16 protein-coding genes are annotated in these 15897 nt (G+C 36.2%); 11 read left to right on the top strand and 5 right to left on the bottom strand.

The features are described 5' to 3' along the window. Positions 1–71: 71 nt before the first annotated feature. Positions 72–935: a hypothetical protein gene (locus M028_RS0128125; RefSeq protein WP_231510916.1), complete on the bottom strand. Its 864-nt coding sequence runs from the start codon at positions 933–935 to the stop codon at positions 72–74. 193 nt (positions 936–1128) lie between these two features. Further along, complete coding sequence (locus M028_RS0128130) at positions 1129–1833, bottom strand: DUF421 domain-containing protein (RefSeq protein ID WP_026576803.1); 705 nt, start codon at positions 1831–1833, stop codon at positions 1129–1131. A 291-nt stretch (positions 1834–2124) separates the two neighbouring features. Here M028_RS0128130 and M028_RS32495 point away from each other — a divergent pair, with 291 nt between their 5' ends. Continuing rightward, positions 2125–2244: an anti-repressor SinI family protein gene (locus M028_RS32495; protein WP_081810923.1), complete on the top strand. Its 120-nt coding sequence runs from the start codon at positions 2125–2127 to the stop codon at positions 2242–2244. Between the two features lie 66 nt (positions 2245–2310). Here the strand turns inward: M028_RS32495 and M028_RS0128140 are convergent, their stop codons facing one another. Next, complete coding sequence (locus tag M028_RS0128140) at positions 2311–3372, bottom strand: lactonase family protein (protein ID WP_026576804.1); 1062 nt, start codon at positions 3370–3372, stop codon at positions 2311–2313. A 101-nt stretch (positions 3373–3473) separates the two neighbouring features. Next, the gene (locus M028_RS0128145) at positions 3474–3797 is read right to left on the bottom strand and encodes a winged helix-turn-helix transcriptional regulator (RefSeq protein WP_026576805.1); all 324 of its coding nucleotides are present in this window, start codon (positions 3795–3797) and stop codon (positions 3474–3476) included. 124 nt (positions 3798–3921) lie between these two features. Between M028_RS0128145 and M028_RS0128150 the strand changes: the two genes are divergently transcribed. The 8 genes from M028_RS0128150 to M028_RS31285 all read left to right on the top strand — a co-directional run bounded on the left by M028_RS0128150 (position 3922) and on the right by M028_RS31285 (position 11754). Then, positions 3922–4689, top strand: coding sequence for a DODA-type extradiol aromatic ring-opening family dioxygenase (locus M028_RS0128150; protein ID WP_026576806.1), 768 nt, complete (start codon positions 3922–3924; stop codon positions 4687–4689). A gap of 120 nt (positions 4690–4809) precedes the next feature. Further along, on the top strand, positions 4810–5520 hold the full coding sequence (locus M028_RS0128155; protein WP_026576807.1) for a DsbA family protein: 711 nt from the start codon (positions 4810–4812) through the stop codon (positions 5518–5520). 4 nt (positions 5521–5524) lie between these two features. After that, positions 5525–5941 carry a disulfide oxidoreductase gene (locus M028_RS0128160; RefSeq protein WP_026576808.1) on the top strand — a complete coding sequence of 139 codons (417 nt, stop codon included), beginning with the start codon at positions 5525–5527 and terminating at the stop codon, positions 5939–5941. 387 nt (positions 5942–6328) lie between these two features. Continuing rightward, a complete protein-coding gene (locus M028_RS0128165; protein WP_026576809.1) occupies positions 6329–7495 on the top strand; it encodes an ankyrin repeat domain-containing protein in 1167 nt (388 codons plus the stop codon). A 242-nt stretch (positions 7496–7737) separates the two neighbouring features. Further along, the gene (locus M028_RS0128170) at positions 7738–8712 is read left to right on the top strand and encodes a DUF4822 domain-containing protein (protein ID WP_026576810.1); all 975 of its coding nucleotides are present in this window, start codon (positions 7738–7740) and stop codon (positions 8710–8712) included. 356 nt (positions 8713–9068) lie between these two features. Then, on the top strand, positions 9069–10526 hold the full coding sequence (locus tag M028_RS0128175) for a sensor histidine kinase (RefSeq protein WP_026576811.1): 1458 nt from the start codon (positions 9069–9071) through the stop codon (positions 10524–10526). 4 nt (positions 10527–10530) lie between these two features. Further along, positions 10531–11229: a response regulator transcription factor gene (locus tag M028_RS0128180; RefSeq protein WP_026576812.1), complete on the top strand. Its 699-nt coding sequence runs from the start codon at positions 10531–10533 to the stop codon at positions 11227–11229. A gap of 114 nt (positions 11230–11343) precedes the next feature. Beyond that, on the top strand, positions 11344–11754 hold the full coding sequence (locus M028_RS31285; protein WP_051591300.1) for a nucleoside deaminase: 411 nt from the start codon (positions 11344–11346) through the stop codon (positions 11752–11754). Between the two features lie 76 nt (positions 11755–11830). Here the strand turns inward: M028_RS31285 and M028_RS0128190 are convergent, their stop codons facing one another. Continuing rightward, positions 11831–12550 carry a response regulator transcription factor gene (locus M028_RS0128190; protein ID WP_026576813.1) on the bottom strand — a complete coding sequence of 240 codons (720 nt, stop codon included), beginning with the start codon at positions 12548–12550 and terminating at the stop codon, positions 11831–11833. Between the two features lie 191 nt (positions 12551–12741). On the opposite strand from M028_RS0128190, the gene M028_RS0128195 reads away from it, so the two are divergent. Then, entirely contained in the window at positions 12742–14211 is a 1470-nt protein-coding gene (locus tag M028_RS0128195; RefSeq protein WP_026576814.1) for an amidohydrolase family protein, read from the top strand. 117 nt (positions 14212–14328) lie between these two features. Next, a complete protein-coding gene (locus M028_RS0128200) occupies positions 14329–15894 on the top strand; it encodes a glutathione ABC transporter substrate-binding protein (RefSeq protein ID WP_026576815.1) in 1566 nt (521 codons plus the stop codon). The last annotated feature ends 3 nt before the right edge of the window (positions 15895–15897 follow it).

Consider the following 15897-nt stretch of genomic DNA (forward strand, 5'->3'; position numbering starts at 1 on the left):
TTCTAGAAGGGCATTCCGTGATAACAGTTTGTTAGTCACGGAATGCCCCGTGTTTCCTTAGAGAAATAGTTTTAAAAAGTTTCAAATCTATTTTTTGTTTTCCCGCTATTAAGAATACGATTCGCTGGTATTGATTTCATATCCAATTCATTATAATTACTTTCTGGCTTAAATATAAAAATAGGATTAGTATTTTGAATGAGTTGCAAGTCCCAACATATACCGTCTATCTTATTATATTGGCCTTGAATCGACATGATGAGTTTCGTATTCGATGAAGGTTGAATTTGTAAATTTGTAAAAGAATTCCCGCTGCATTCATTGGGAATGGTTTCACTGCCTTCTAAAACAATATTTTCAATACAATCTTCCAATGAGATTTTATCAAAACGATTGGCATTAACATATGCAAATCCACTGGCAGGTTTAACGGCTTTTAAATATATACCTTTTTCAAAAGATACAATTTTGATATCTGTGAAGTTTACATATGAAATCTCATGGCCGCTCCCACCTGAGTATAGCCGGATCCCAATACCTGAAACTGTCCCTGTCCAATTCACCAAGACAAGATTTTTGAGTGCAGAATTATTCCACGTATTGTAGTATTTGTATTTTCCATCCAAGTAAATAGCTTCTTTGCTATAACCTTTATAATCAATCATAATACTAGCATTACACAATGAAGAATCCTTTTGTAGTTCAAACCCCCGGACATTTGCCCCGATAATAAACCTTGTCCCGTAACTTCCTTGTAACTTTACCCCTTGTTTGATGATAATTGTTCCGGTTAAATAATAATCTTTATCTGATGCAATGACTGTTTTTTTAGAGTTTTGTAAGGCGAAATCAATCGCTGCTTGAATTTTGGCTTGGGGTGTATTACCAGTAAAATCCTCAACATAGACATTTGGATTTTCAGCTATTCTAATCACTCCCTTAAGAATTGGTAGAATCTATTAGATTCTTACTTTATTCTATGATTAACGAAAGATAATGGAATAATAAAAAAACACATTTATTTCTTTAAAACCCCAGATGTACTTAATTCTCCATTAGGAAAAGTGATAAATACTTTAATTTAAATGGAAAAATCCATCTCTTTTTAAAATGATGGATCTTTAAATCTTATTTATATAGAAGGATATTTAATTTACTTTTTCTATCAATTGTTGCTAATAATACATTTGATACATCAGTTTGATGGGAATTTCTCAGGTGATTATATAACCATTTTTCATCTTTTTTGATTTGCTGCAGTACATGGAAATTTATTTCGCCTTCCGAAATAAGAGTTTTTGGTAAATCAAAAGGATCAGTTTTCATTTGGTAGTTCGATGGTGTAAGCGGCTCATACTGAGGATCCAAAAAAATAGACATTTGACCGTCTGCTTCCCAAAGTGCAAAAGCTACTTTTTTTACATCCTCCACTTTTTCTTTTCTTAATTCAGCCAATAAGTAATCTACTGAAATTCTTGCTTTTAATAATCCCTTATTTAGAATTTCTCCATCCTTAATGAGCGGGATAGGATCAGAATCCATAAACTTGCGAAAGCGAGGCCATTTTAAGGATATAGAAATACAAATCATATATAAGAGAATGATAATCATCGTAGAGATAATCGAACCTTTCATCCCAATACTATGGTCTGATAGTGGATGTGCAATGATATTCCCTAACATTAAAGCCATAATGAAATCCAACAATCTTAATTGAGAAATGGCACGGCCGCCCATAATCTTTGCAGAAAAAAGCATAAAGAAAAAAGTAATGATCGCTCTTAAACACCATTCCATTATTGTTAATGATTCTTGCCCATGGAAAAAATGCACTATTCACACCTCAAATAAATAAAACTATTTTTATTTAATATGGCTTTTATATAAAAAATAAAAACCGAATTAGGTGGATATTTTCATGAATTAAAATTTTGTCGGAATTTTTGGGACTCTTCTTGTTCGATATAGTGAATTTTCATGGTAATATTTTCTTAAAGCTATAAGGATTTATAAGATAATGGGCACAAACTTTAAAAGAGTGGGAGTAAAGCTTGAGGGGTAAAGTAAAATATATTGACCACTGAGCTACCTAAAATACCTATATTTTAGGAGGGAAATTTAAATATGGGAATCCATCAGATTGGCGAAAAAGAACTAGATAAAGAATGGTTAAACTTGATTATTCAGGCACGTAATTTAGGAATTACGATTGCAGAGATCAAAAAGTTTCTAAAAATCCCTTAGGGATAAGACCTGCTTAAACGCGAGCAGGTCCAATTTTGTTGGGGACTGTGGTTCATTCAATTTTTATCAATAATGCAAAAACTTCACACATACAGGATAAGGGACTTCAATATCTTTCTCTATTAATGTAAGTTTTCCTGTTTCGACGTCCCGTCGATAAAGGACAAGATTGCCTGATTCCTGGTTAGATCCAACCATAAATCTGCCGGTTGGGTCAATCGAAAAATCTCTTGGCCAATCTCCTCCAGAGGAGACTCGTTCTACAAGGCTTAGCTCACCTGTGGTCTCATCCACGCTAAACACAGCAATACTATTATGCCCGCGATTCCCGGCATAAACAAAGCGGCCGTCAGCCGAAATATGGATGGCACTGCCTTGATTGTTTTCCTTAAAAACGTCAGGAAGTGTAGAAATAAATTGGTTAGCTGTTAAATGCCCGTCTTCAGCATGATAGGTAAGGAAAATGACCTCTGAGCTAAACTCTGTCATTACATAAGCAAATTTTCCGTTTGGATGGAAAGTAATATGTCTTGGACCGCTTCCAGCAGGGGTGGATAAACGATTAACCTCCGTTAATTTTCCATCATGGTCTACTAAATATGTAAGAAGTAAGTCGGTTCCTAATTCAACCACTACGATATATTTTTCATCAGGAGTAACTCCGGCAAAATGTGTATGTGCCTTTTCTTGTCTAGGATCTGGCCCAGTTCCTTCATGTTGTATAACGGAAACAGGGGGTTGAATAAGTCCAGTTTCATTTTCAAGCAGATAAGATTCAACGGTTCCTTTATGATAGTTTGCACTAAATAAATATTGATTTTTGCTATCCATGCTAACATGGCAAGGAGACGAACCAGGAGATAATTGGGTATTTATTTGAGTAAGTTCCCCGGATTCACTGTCAATCGAAAATGATGCCACTCCGCCATCATCACCTACTTTTATAACTGCATATAAATATTGATTATCCTGACTAATGTTAAGGTAAGTAGGGTTGCCTAATTCAGCAACTGCTTTTATGTCGGTTATTTTTGCATTTTCAGTATCTAGTTTAAATGTGTAAATTCCTTTGCTTTCACCTTTTGTGTAGGTGCCGATGTATCCGGTGTATTCGCTTTTTGAATTCATTTTCGCCGCTCCTTGGGTATAATATTCCGTTTTATTTTACCATAGTTAGGAAAGTTTATTTATTTTCACTTCTCGGAATTCAAATAAAAAAAGCATGAAACTCATGCTTCTTTACCAGTCTTAACCCATTCCCCCGACCACTTCTCTATTTCCCTAATGATGGACTCCATCGCCATTCCTTTTTCCGTTAAAGAATACTCAATTCGTACCGGTGTTTCAGGAAAAACTTCTCTTTTTACAATCCCTTCATGCTCTAGGTCCTTTAACCGTTCTGATAAAAGCCGTCCACTGATGGGAAGGGAGGACTCGATTGTACAAAACCTCTGTGGGCCAGATAAAAGTTGATAAATAATAAAGCCAGTCCAACGCTGGCTGAGTAATTTCATAGCCTGCTCAAATTTAGGGCACAATGTTGATGGATTCATACACTTATTCACCTCTATGATCTTTATTATACATGGTGATTTTAAACAATCAATTTCATTACTTGACGTTAATAAATTACGTTATTATAGTAAGTTACATAAAGTAAGTAAAGGAGTGAAAGAAATGCTTCCATCATTATTTTTAGCGCATGGTTCACCAATGCTAGCGATTGAAGATAACAATTATACAAGATTTTTAGAAAAGCTAGGCCAGCAATATCATCCAAAAGCGATTGTCATTTTTACTGCTCACTGGGAAGCTGAAACATTAACCATTTCTTCTTTAGATGAATCGTATGAAACCATCTATGATTTCTATGGATTTCCACCGGAGCTTTATGAAATTAAGTATCCCGCAAAAGGTTCCACAAAGCTCGCACAATATTTAAAAGATCGATTCGCACAAGCGGGAATCCCCTCTAATCTGGATACGAAGAGAGGCTTAGATCATGGTTCTTGGACGATGTTATCAAAAATGTATCCAAATGCCGATATCCCTGTCATTCAAGTCTCTGTTCATCCCTTCCTCCCCCCGGAAATGCAACACAAAATTGGCGAGGCATTAAAAGGGCTAGGGCAAGAAGAGATTCTTGTTATTGGAAGTGGCGTAACAGTCCACAATTTGCGAATCGTTCATTGGGGACAGAAAGAACCGGAACCGTGGGCTGTTGCCTTTGACGACTGGCTTTTAGAAAAAATAGAAAAGCAAGATTCAGCAAGTCTTTTCCTATATGAAAAACAAGCACCGAATGCCAAGACTGCTGTACCGAGGCCGGAACACTTTGTTCCATTTTTCATTGCGATGGGCAGCGGAAACGGTTTGGAGCATGCACAACCAATCTACCGAGACTATGAATTTGGAACGCTAAGCTATCTTTGTATGAAATTTTAAAAGTGTTGTTTCTTGCTGTAATATTAACATTTTGTGAAGGAGTACCCTTTTGATTCACATTAATGGACAGGTTTAGTACAATTAAATCTATCTAAGAGAATAAATGAGGAGTTTAAATTTATGGCAAATAACAAAAAAAATACGAAACAACAGGGGAGTTCATCCAAGTTTACCTTCTGGATGATCGGCTTAATAGCAGTTTGTATTCTTGGCTTTATTTTTCTAGGAAATCATAATAAAAAGGTAGAAAAGCCAGCGTCTAAGAAGGAAGTCGCAATTGACTATTCTGGCCAGCCATTCCTTGGGAAAAGTTCAGCACCTGTATCGATTATTGAGTTTGGCGATTATAAATGCCCAAACTGTAAAAACTTTGCTGAGGGTGTCATCCCTCTTATTCAAAAAGAGGTAGTGGATACCGGTAAGGCAAAACTTTATTTCTTCAATGATTCCTTCATTAATGTAGACTCCACACGTGCTGCTAAATTTGCGGAAGCCGTCTACCATGAACTTGGGAATGATACGTTTTGGAAATTCCATGACCTGCTTTATAAAAAGCAACCGGAAGATCCTAAATATGAAAAAATGGATGTTTATGACAAGAAATTCTTAACAAATACTCTAAAAGAAGTAGCGAAGGAAGATGAGGTCAACAAGGTCGTTGCTTATTTTGATGCCAATAAGGCAGATGCTGCTTGGCAAAAGGATATGGATTATGTTACAAAACTTGGTGTAACAGGAACTCCAACAATCTTTGTGGACGGAAAGATGTTCCAAGGGAAAACAATTGATGATTTGAAGGACATGGTTGATAAAGCAGCAAAGGGGAAATAGGTAAATGAATAAATCCTTATTACTTGCTTGGGTTGCTGCAATTATCGCCACACTTGGGAGCTTGTACTTTAGTGAAGTGGAACATTTTATCCCATGCACACTGTGTTGGTATCAAAGAATTCTTATGTACCCACTAGTTGTTATTCTTGGAATCGCGGGCTATCGAAATGATTTAACCATCTATCGATATGTTTTACCGTTATCTATCATCGGGATGATTATTTCTGGATATCATACGGTGTTGCAAAAGATCCCGTACCTGCAGCAGTTTGAAATGTGCACCACTGGTGTTCCTTGTTCAAAGGATTATCTAAATTGGCTTGGTTTCATAACCATTCCGATGTTGGCGTTTGTTGCATTTACCATTATTACGATAAGCCTCATATTTCTTGCTCGAGGAAGCAAAAAAGAGACAATTTAGTCTCTTTTTTTTTATTTGCTGTGTTAAACTTGGTTGTTGATTTCCGCTCAAGGCACAAGCGGTTCGTGGGCGGTCTGGGGAGCCTCCTCGTCGCTTTGCTCCTGGGGTCTCCCCTACCCCGTATTCTCACAGGAGTCTTCGTGCCTTCCGCTCCAATCAACTTTGTTTAAAAATCAACATTGTTTATTAACATAGCCTTTTTATTAAAAACATATGATAAATATTTACAAAAACTCAATATTATGATTTGGGTTCTAGTAAAGATAATTTAAATATACGTAAATATTTTTAAATTAAATTATCATAATATTTTTTATAATCGAGATATAGTGGTTGCACAAAATGGTGTAAAAGTAACATTGGGTTTGTATGTAAAGGAGAATGTAAATGAAAAATCAATCCTTAAGCCAAAACCTTATTCATGCTAGTGAACGGGGAGAATATGTTACTGTCGAACAGCTATTAAAAGACGGTGCAAGTGTGGATTATAAAGATGCGGATGGCCGAACTGCTTTAATGGCAGCAACACAAAAAAATCAGGAAGATGTTGCAAAGCTATTAATTGAGGCCGGAAGTGATGTTAACGTACGAGATATTACCCAACTATCTCCGTTTATTTGTTCCGCAGCAAATGGATTTCATAAAATTTTGCGATGGATGATCGATGCAGGTGCTGATCTAAAAAGCGTGAATCGATTTGGCGGAACAGCTTTATTGCCTTCGAGTGAAAAAGGATATTTGAAATCAGTACAAATTTGTTTGGATGCAGGAGTTCCGGTAAATCATGTCAATAATCTAGGATGGTCCGCACTGCTTGAGGCAGTTATTTTGGGCAATGGAGGCAGATTATATTCTGATATCATTCAAACCCTTACAGATGCGGGTGCAGATGTTCATTTGGCTGATAGAGACGGTAAGTCGTCCCTTCAACATGCTAAAGAGCTTAATCAGCAAAAAGTCGTAAACATTCTTAACATGGAATATGAAGAAAGTAATGATTCTATCAAAAAAGCAAAATCTTTAGCGTCAATTGATAAATATGAAGATGCAATTTTGGAAATTGATAGAGGACTTGAATTCGATAGCAATCATCTTGATCTAATCTATTACAAAGGTTATTTCCTGCAAGAATTAAAAGAATACGAAGCCGCTCTCACTGAATTCAATAGAGCACTAACTCTTGATCCAAAGGATCTAGACTTTTATTTTTACACGGCAAATTGTTTCAGATTAATGAAAAAACCGGAGCAAGCTCTTAATGAATATGATAAAGCATGTAATTTAGATCCGGACGGTACATTTTACCGCTACCATAAATCAAATTATTTAAGAGAGCTTGGAAGGCATACGGAAGCTGTCATTGAAATGGATAAGCTGCTTGCTCTACAGCCGCATAGATACGATTTTTCTTTTCATAAGGCAAATAGTCTAAGAACACTTGATAAGCATGATGAAGCAATTGAAGCAATAGAGAATGCAATCGCAAATGACCCGACTAATCCATTGTATCATTTGCATAAAAAGCAATCTCTTGAATTGCTGGAACAGAAGTGAACAGGGGTAGAAAAAAATAATTTAGAATACTTCTCATATTAAAAACCGCACAACGAACTGTGCGGTTTTTAAATTAGCTTAAGATATCAAACTAAAAAGTTAAGAATTTGGTAATGATTTTTAAATGGGGAGTTAAGTTCTGTTAGGTACAATCAATGTACGTCGACGAAATCATAAATCAGGAATACAAAAGAAATACTATTTTATTGAGAAATGCAAAAAATGAATTAGGAGATGGAAAAATGATCAAGAAAGCAAAAATATTAATACCCTTACTCGGTTTGTCCATAGCAATAGCAGGGTTTAGCGCAAGTACACAAGCTAACGCAAATGAACAAAAGAACGTAACAAACACAGTTCAAAATTTAAATGAAGAAAAGCAATCCGAAAATAAACTATCTAAGGGTCAGAAAATGGCCAACATCCTTAGTAGCACAAATTGGCAAGGTACAAGAGTATACGACAAAAATCATCATGACTTAACAAAAGAGAATGCAAACTTCATTGGTCTTGCGAAATATGATGCGAAATCAGGAAGATATGAATTTTTTGATGCTAAAACGGGGAACAGCCGTGGCGATAAAGGAACTTTCTTTATCACCAATGATGGGAAGAAGAGAATATTAATTTCAGAATCAATGAATTACCAAGCGGTTGTTGACATGACAAAATTAAATAAAAATGTTTTTACTTATAAAAGAATGGGCAAAGATGCGAATGGCAACGATGTAGAGGTATTCGTTGAACATGTCCCATATAAAGAAAAAGAGCTGTCTTTTACCGATCCAGACAAGCAGTTGGACACTACTACAGGAGATATTGTTAGTAACGTTGATGGAGATAAAATCTTAGGCAGCACCCTTTGGCACGGAACAAAGGTATTAGATGAAAATGGCAATGATGTTACAAAATATAATTCAAATTTTATAAGTCTGGCAAAATTTGATGATAAGACGAATAAATATGAGTTTTTCAATGAAGAAACAGAACAAAGCCGCGGTGATTATGGCTATTTCGATGTTGTACACGAAAATAAAATAAGAGCCCATGTTTCCATTGGAGCTAATAAGTATGGTTCCGCTCTTGAACTTACAGAGCTTAATAAAAATAAATTTACGTATAAAAGAACTGGCAAAGACAAAGACGGCAAAAATATAACTATATTCGTTGAACATGAACCTTATCAAGGTGATTTTAAACCAAAATTTAGTTTTTAAAAACAGCTAATATACAAATGATTAGGAAATAATTGAATTAAAAACAAGGTTGTCTACAATGAGGTGACAACCTTGTTCCCTTTGCGGTAAATTTAAATGGCCGTTTTTTAATAGGTTGTTGTTTTTAAAAAGATAATGTGAGAAGTTGATTGGAGCGGAAGGTGCGAGACTCCTGCGGGAGCAGCGGGACAGGTGAGACCCCACAGGCGCTTAAGCGCCGAGGAGGCTCACCGCCCGCCCCGCGGAAAGCGAGCATCCTGGAGCGGAAATCAACCACTCTTCTATTAGGTAAGTAGCAACAAGGTTTACGAAAACAGCCATTAAAAAAACTGTACCTCGGATCAGGAGGCACTCTTATGTCCATTCGATGGCGATTACTCATTTCACATACAACGATGCTAATCGTGACGCTAGTACTTTTCTTAATAAGCGCTTCGTTGATTCCAGTGGCAATTACAGGTGATATTCGAAGTATTAAAGATTTGTATACACGCCAATATGCGCTTAAGCCTCTAACAAAGCCTGAGGAAAATGTATTTCTGGATGTTAAATATTTAGCGAAAAAACAGCCAAATCAATTGTTAAATCAAACCATGCTGAAACAATATGATCAAAAATTAGAACCAGTTACCTCTGGATTAATTATCCGTAAAGGAGATAAAATTGTCCATTCCTCAAAAATTTTAAATTCGATAAAGGACGAAAAAAAGCTTCCTTCGTTTGAACCGGAAAATATTAAAGTAAGAGACACCATCAGTATAGATCATCAATTTTTTTTATATGTAAAGTTCGATTTTTATTTTCCGGATCAGGAAAAAGGCAGTGTTATTATTATGAGGGAAGTGAGCCCATTTGTTGAGCTTTCGAGAAGCTTATTTCCATTAATATTCGGGATATTATTTCTTTCATTAATTCTTGTAAATGGTCTACTAAGTTATTTTGTATCAAGAAATATTATTAAGCCGTTATTTTCCTTGAAAAGAGCAGCCGAAGAAATGGGCGAAGGAAATTTGAATTATAAAATTGAAAATTTTCGGCAAGATGAAATTGGACAGCTCAGTAAGGAATTTGAAAAAATGAGAATAAAACTAAAAGAATCCATTGAACTCCAGCTTCAGTATGAAGAAAACCGAAAGGAACTAATTTCTAATATTTCACATGATTTAAAAACCCCTATAACGGCGATTAAAGGCTATATTGAAGGAATACAGGATGGTGTTGCAGATTCACAGGGGAAAATGGAGAAATACCTTTCTACCATTAAACGAAAAGCTACAGATATGGATCAATTAATTGACGATTTATTTCTTTTTTCTAAACTGGATTTAAAAAAACTGCCCTTTGCCTTCGAGGACATTGAACTTTTCCGCTTTATTATAAATTATGTTGAAGAAGCAAGTTTTGATTTAGAGGGAAAGGCTATTAAACTTAGTGTTGATAATAGGATTAAAAATAAAATAATGGTAATTGCCGATCGGGATAAGTTAAGACGGGTTATGACAAATATAATTGATAACTCCGTTAAGCATATGAAAAACGAAGAAAAAATGATCAGCATTTTTATTAATGAAAAAGAAGATTTGGTTGAAATTGAAATTCGCGATAATGGCTCTGGAATCGAGCAGGAGTCTCTTCCTTATATTTTTGACCGTTTTTATCGCGTGGATACCTCAAGAAATAAATCAACCGGCGGGAGCGGTCTTGGGCTTGCGATTGCAAAACAGATTATTACAGAGCATGGCGGAGATATTTGGGTGGAAAGTCAACTAGGGGTCGGTACGAGTATCCTTTTTACGTTGAAGAAGTCAATTTAGAGTGGTGAAAAAATTGAAGAAAATTTTAATCATTGAAGATGATCTTGATATTGGTGAATTACAACAAGATTACCTTGAAATTAATGGATTTGATGTTGAATTACAAACCTCAGGTAAGGAAGGGTTAAAACGTGCATTAAATAAAGAGTATGATTTATTAATCATTGATATCATGCTTCCTGAGGTGGATGGCTTTGAAATTTGTAAACAAGTAAGAGCTGTAAAGAATATCCCCATTCTAATTGTCTCTGCCAAGAAGGAAGATATTGATAAAATAAGAGGCTTGGGACTTGGGGCAGATGATTATATTATTAAACCGTTTAGCCCGAGTGAGCTCGTAGCCAGGGTGAAGGCCCATTTGGCACGCTATGAGCGTTTAATAGGAAATATGGATATAACCAAAAGGGAAATAAGAATCCGGGGGCTTGTTATTGATGAAATGGCTCGAAAAGTCTTAGTGAATAATCAAAAGATATCTTTAACTGCAAAAGAATTTGATTTATTACTTTTCTTAGCACAGCACCCAAACAGGGTATTTAGTAAAGAAGATCTCTTCGAAAGCATTTGGGGGTTGGATTCATCTGGAGATATAACCACTATCACGGTTCATATCAGGAAAATCCGCGGTAAAATTGAAAAGGATCCCTCGAATCCTAAATTTATTGAAACGGTTTGGGGTGCGGGATATATGATTTCAGTTTAAACTACTGCTAACTTCAATATTAAGGGCAGCATGACTTGTGGATAACTAATTTTACAAGTGGGTAAGTCGCAATACTGAAATTAGAAAACAACTAAATTAAAGGAGTAATTTTAAATGTCTAATAAAAAATGGATGGAATATGCTATCGATCTAGCAAAAAAGAATGGGGCTAAAGGGGGAAAACCGTTTGGGGCGGTTATTGTAAAAGATGGAACCATTATTGCTGAAGGCGTTAATGATGTACTAGCTACACACGATCCAACAACACATGCAGAACTGCAGGCGATCAGTAAAGCTTCACGTTCATTAGGTACAGAAGATTTATCTGATTGTGAATTGTATGCAAGTGGGGAACCATGTCCAATGTGTTTAAGCGCTATTTACCTCGCAAATATGAAAATGATTTATTTTGCGAATCCGATGGAAGGAAATCCTCTTGCTGGGCAAGCCAAAAAGATCTATGAACAAGTTGGTCTTTCCAACGAAAAAAGGGTAAATAAATTAATCCAGCTGTCCACTGATTAATTGTTTTTGATATGTAAGCTTTTGATCTAAATGTAGAGGAAAAAGCAGCAAATCACTTTCTTATATCCCTATAGTATTATTGGGAGGAAGAAAGTGATTTATTTTCTTTTTCACGGAATTCTGTAGGAGATATTCCTACTATTCTGCGAAATAACGTACTGAAATAGTGCTGGCTGCTGAATCCGGCCTTGTCGGCAATATCCGATATCGTCCAATTTATGTTCGTTATCAAAAAATGTTTGGCTGTTTGAATCCGATGTTGGATTAGATATTCAGAAAAGGAGAGCCCGACTTCTTTATGAAATTTCCGGCTCAAGTAGGTCGGATTAACATGCACCTGATTCGCAACAGTTAACAATGAGATCTTTTCATTGAATTTTTCATGAATCATCTTTAATGAACTGTCTATAAGACTGGAATAACCCTTTTCTTGCTGTTTGTCTTTATATTTTGCTAGGACACTTAATAATTCACTTTCAATAATAGGCTTGGTTAAATAATCAACTACTCCGATTCGAATGGATTGTTGGGCATAGTTGAAATTCTGACAGGCTGTCACCATAATGATGTCTACTTCCTGATTGATTTTCCGCAATTCTTCTCCGAATTCCAATCCTGATTTTCCTGGAAGGTTTATATCTAAAAAAGCCAGTTGGATAGAAAAATTTCGATTAATCTCATGCGCCTGGTTTGCATCCGCCGCCTTGTAAATCTTCCATTTGGGACATTCTGATTGAAGCATATATTCCATTTGTTCCAATTCTAATGGCTCATCATCGACGATTAAAACATTCATTTCTTCAGACCCCCTCATTATTTCACTAAATTTTAATCAAAATCAATATTTGAAGTAAATACGATGCGGGGATCTAGTAAAAATACTTTAAAAGATAGTATGAATTCTGAAAATATAAAAATCTCCTTTTCCTTATAATTTAAATATGACAAGCAAGATTATGAATTTACCATACAGAAAGGAGCATTTGAATGAAAACCAGACTAAAAGGAAAATATGTAATCGGATATGATGGATATGATCATGTCCTCCTTAAAAATGCTGAGGTTGTTTATGAAGATGATACCATCATCTATGTTGGGAAAAACTTTCCTGGAGAAGTAGATGAAATGATTGACACTGGTAATGCAGTAATCAGCCCTGGTTTTATCGATTTAAACGCACTTGGGGATATTGACCACGATATCTTACATTTAGAGGCGGGGGCGAACAGACAGAAAAACCTGCTATGGTCGGAACGGTATATCGAAAAGGGTCATCATGAAGTGATGACAAAAGAAGAAGAGGCTTTTAAATCCTTATATGCCTATTCACAGCTGATTCTACATGGAATTACGACCGCCATGCCGATTACATCTGTATTTTATAAGAGATGGGCTGAAACGTATGAAGAAATTGCGGCAGCTGCTCAGCATGCAGGAAACTTGGGACTTAGATTATATATCGGGCCAAGTTATCAATCCGGGATTCGAGTGGTTCAGCCAGATGGTAAGATTAAGCTTTACTGGGATGAACAAGCAGGGAGAGAGGGTTTACAAAAAGCGGTAAAGTTTGTTGAGGAATTTGATGGCGCTTTCGATGGCTTGGTAAGAGGGATGCTTGCTCCGGAACGAATTGAATGCCAAACAGCAGAGAGCCTAAAACAAACCAAATACTATAGTGAAAAACTAGGTATTCCCATAAAACTTCATGCTGCTCAAGGAAGTTTTGAATATCATACAATTGTAAAAGAACATGGAGTCACGCCTATTCAATTTTTGTATAATCTTGGTTTCTTAGGTTCACAAACGGGAATTCCACATGGACATTTTATTTCCGGATATAGTGAAGCAATGGCTGGCCAGGGGGACGATTTGCGTTTATTAAAAGAGACGAATACAACGGTGATTCATTGTCCTTTAATCATCGGCAGGCACGGTTCAGCACTAGAAACTTTTGCAAAATATAAACGGGCTGGAATCAATTTGGCACTTGGAACTGATACGTTTCCACCTGATATGTTTCAAAATATAAGAACCGGCAGCATGCTGTCACGAATACAGGAAAGGGACGTCGAGGACTCCTCCTATGCAGATTTCTTTCGTTCTGCCACTCTTGGTGCTGCTAAGTTTCTTGGTAGGGAAGATCTTGGTCGCATTGCTGTTGGAGCGAAAGCAGATATCATTGCCATTGACTTAGATGAATTTCATATGGGAGTTTTAGATGATCCGATTCGAACTATGTTTGTAAGCGGGACAGGAAGGGATGTTAAATTATCGATTATCAATGGCCGGGTCGTCATGAAGGACCAAAAGATTCCTGGGCTTGATTTAAATGAAATCAAAGACAAGGGACAAAGCTATTTTGACAAGATGAAAAAAGGATATTTAGAAAGAGATTATCAACAGCTGTCCGCAACTGAATTGTTCCCAGCTTCCCTTAAAATTGTAGAATCTATCTGATTAAAAAAGTAGTAAAGATATTACAAATTTAAGTAAAGATATTTGAAATAAAATCGTCAGAATATTTTTTATAATTAGACAAACGCCAATAAAATAAAAAATAAGGGGCTATGTCTAATGAATGTAAAAAAAGTGTTAAGAAAGTTTTTTCCCGTTTTGTTGCTGGCCATTATGATTGCTGGCTGTTCAACAAATAAAAATGTAAGCACAAAAGGAAATGAAACGACTAAAGCCTCAACCGAGGGTAAAACATTAGTGATTGCACGTTTATCAGACGCAGAAAATTTAGACCATCAGTTTATGTCAACGATTAATGCGGCAAGTGTAACTCATGAAAAAATTTATGAGGGATTGGTTGGAAGAGATAAAAATTCGGAAATTCAGCCATTACTTGCGGAAAAGTGGAAACAACTGAATGATACTACATGGGAGTTTTATCTGAGAAAAGGCGTTAAATTCCATGATGGTTCACCATTTAATGCACAGGCTGTTAAGGCGACATTTGATCGGTTACTAGATCCAAAAGTAGCATCTCCAAGGGCAGTTGTATTTAAAATGGTGAAAGAAGTAAAGGTCGTAGATGATTATACGGTTCAATTTATCTTAAAAGAGCCATTTTCACCATTACTTTCTATTTTGGCTAACCATGAAGGAGACATTATCAGCCCAAAAGCGATTGAGAAATATGGAAAGAAAATTATTCAGGAACCAGATGGAACTGGTCCTTTTGCCTTCAAATCTTGGACACCTGGGCAGGAAATTGTATTAGTAAAAAACAAGAATTACTGGGGAACACAACCAAAAATAGATAAAGTCGTATTTAAGGTAGTTCCTGAAGAAACTACAAGAGTCTCCATGATAGAAACAGGCGAAGCGCAAATTGCTGAACCGCTTTCTGTAGAGATGATGAGCACGGTAGAAGGTTCACAAGCATCCGAAGTCTACCGCAGTGAAGGATATGGAACTGAATATATTGGTTTTAATGTTAAAAAGAAACCTTTTACAGATGTTCGGGTTCGAAAAGCAATTGCACATGCCATTGAAATGGATTCCATTATCAAGGGAGTCTATAACAATGTAGGAAAGAAAGCAAATTCCCTCATGGGTCCAAAGGTGTTGGGCTACAGTCCCGATTTAAAAGCATATGATTACAACCTAAATGAAGCGAAGAAATTACTTGCTGAAGCGGGTTATCCAAATGGATTTGAGACTACTTTACTGACAATGGACGATAAACAAAGAATAAACCTTGCTGAAGTTGTTCAATCCCAATTAAAAGGAATTGGGATTAAAGTGAAGGTTCAGGTTATGGAGTATGGTACCTTTGTTCAACAAGTAAATAAAGGAAATTCGGAAATGTTTATTCTAAGCTGGAGAAATGCAACCGGGGATGCAGACTATAATCAATACAATTTAATGCATTCCGCTTCACAGGGACCTGCCGGTAATACTTTCTTTTATAGTAATAAACAAGTAGATAACTTGATTGACGCAGGCCGCAAAGAAAAGAATGAGCAAAAACGAATCGAACTATACAAAGAGGCTCAAGAATTGGAAATGAAAGATGCTCCCTATATTCCGGTAAGGGTAATTGAAAATGTTGCCGCAGTTGCTAAGAATGTGTCAGGCTTTTCGATTAGTCCATCTGGTTATTTGGAAATAAATGATGTAACGATTAAATAAGCA

It is taken from the genome of Bacillus sp. UNC438CL73TsuS30 (assembly GCF_000482325.1).
GTDB lineage: Bacteria > Bacillota > Bacilli > Bacillales > Cytobacillaceae > Neobacillus.

Coding starts and splice junctions, on each gene's coding strand:
- M028_RS0128175 (WP_026576811.1), top strand. CDS start 9,069: ATGTCCATTCGATGGCGATTACTCATTTCACATACAACGATGCTAATC.
- M028_RS0128170 (WP_026576810.1), top strand. CDS start 7,738: ATGATCAAGAAAGCAAAAATATTAATACCCTTACTCGGTTTGTCCATA.
- M028_RS0128190 (WP_026576813.1), bottom strand. CDS start 12,550: ATGAATGTTTTAATCGTCGATGATGAGCCATTAGAATTGGAACAAATG.
- M028_RS0128140 (WP_026576804.1), bottom strand. CDS start 3,372: ATGAATTCAAAAAGCGAATACACCGGATACATCGGCACCTACACAAAA.
- M028_RS0128160 (WP_026576808.1), top strand. CDS start 5,525: ATGAATAAATCCTTATTACTTGCTTGGGTTGCTGCAATTATCGCCACA.
- M028_RS31285 (WP_051591300.1), top strand. CDS start 11,344: ATGTCTAATAAAAAATGGATGGAATATGCTATCGATCTAGCAAAAAAG.
- M028_RS0128155 (WP_026576807.1), top strand. CDS start 4,810: ATGGCAAATAACAAAAAAAATACGAAACAACAGGGGAGTTCATCCAAG.
- M028_RS0128165 (WP_026576809.1), top strand. CDS start 6,329: ATGAAAAATCAATCCTTAAGCCAAAACCTTATTCATGCTAGTGAACGG.
- M028_RS0128200 (WP_026576815.1), top strand. CDS start 14,329: ATGAATGTAAAAAAAGTGTTAAGAAAGTTTTTTCCCGTTTTGTTGCTG.
- M028_RS0128150 (WP_026576806.1), top strand. CDS start 3,922: ATGCTTCCATCATTATTTTTAGCGCATGGTTCACCAATGCTAGCGATT.
- M028_RS0128145 (WP_026576805.1), bottom strand. CDS start 3,797: ATGAATCCATCAACATTGTGCCCTAAATTTGAGCAGGCTATGAAATTA.
- M028_RS32495 (WP_081810923.1), top strand. CDS start 2,125: ATGGGAATCCATCAGATTGGCGAAAAAGAACTAGATAAAGAATGGTTA.
- M028_RS0128195 (WP_026576814.1), top strand. CDS start 12,742: ATGAAAACCAGACTAAAAGGAAAATATGTAATCGGATATGATGGATAT.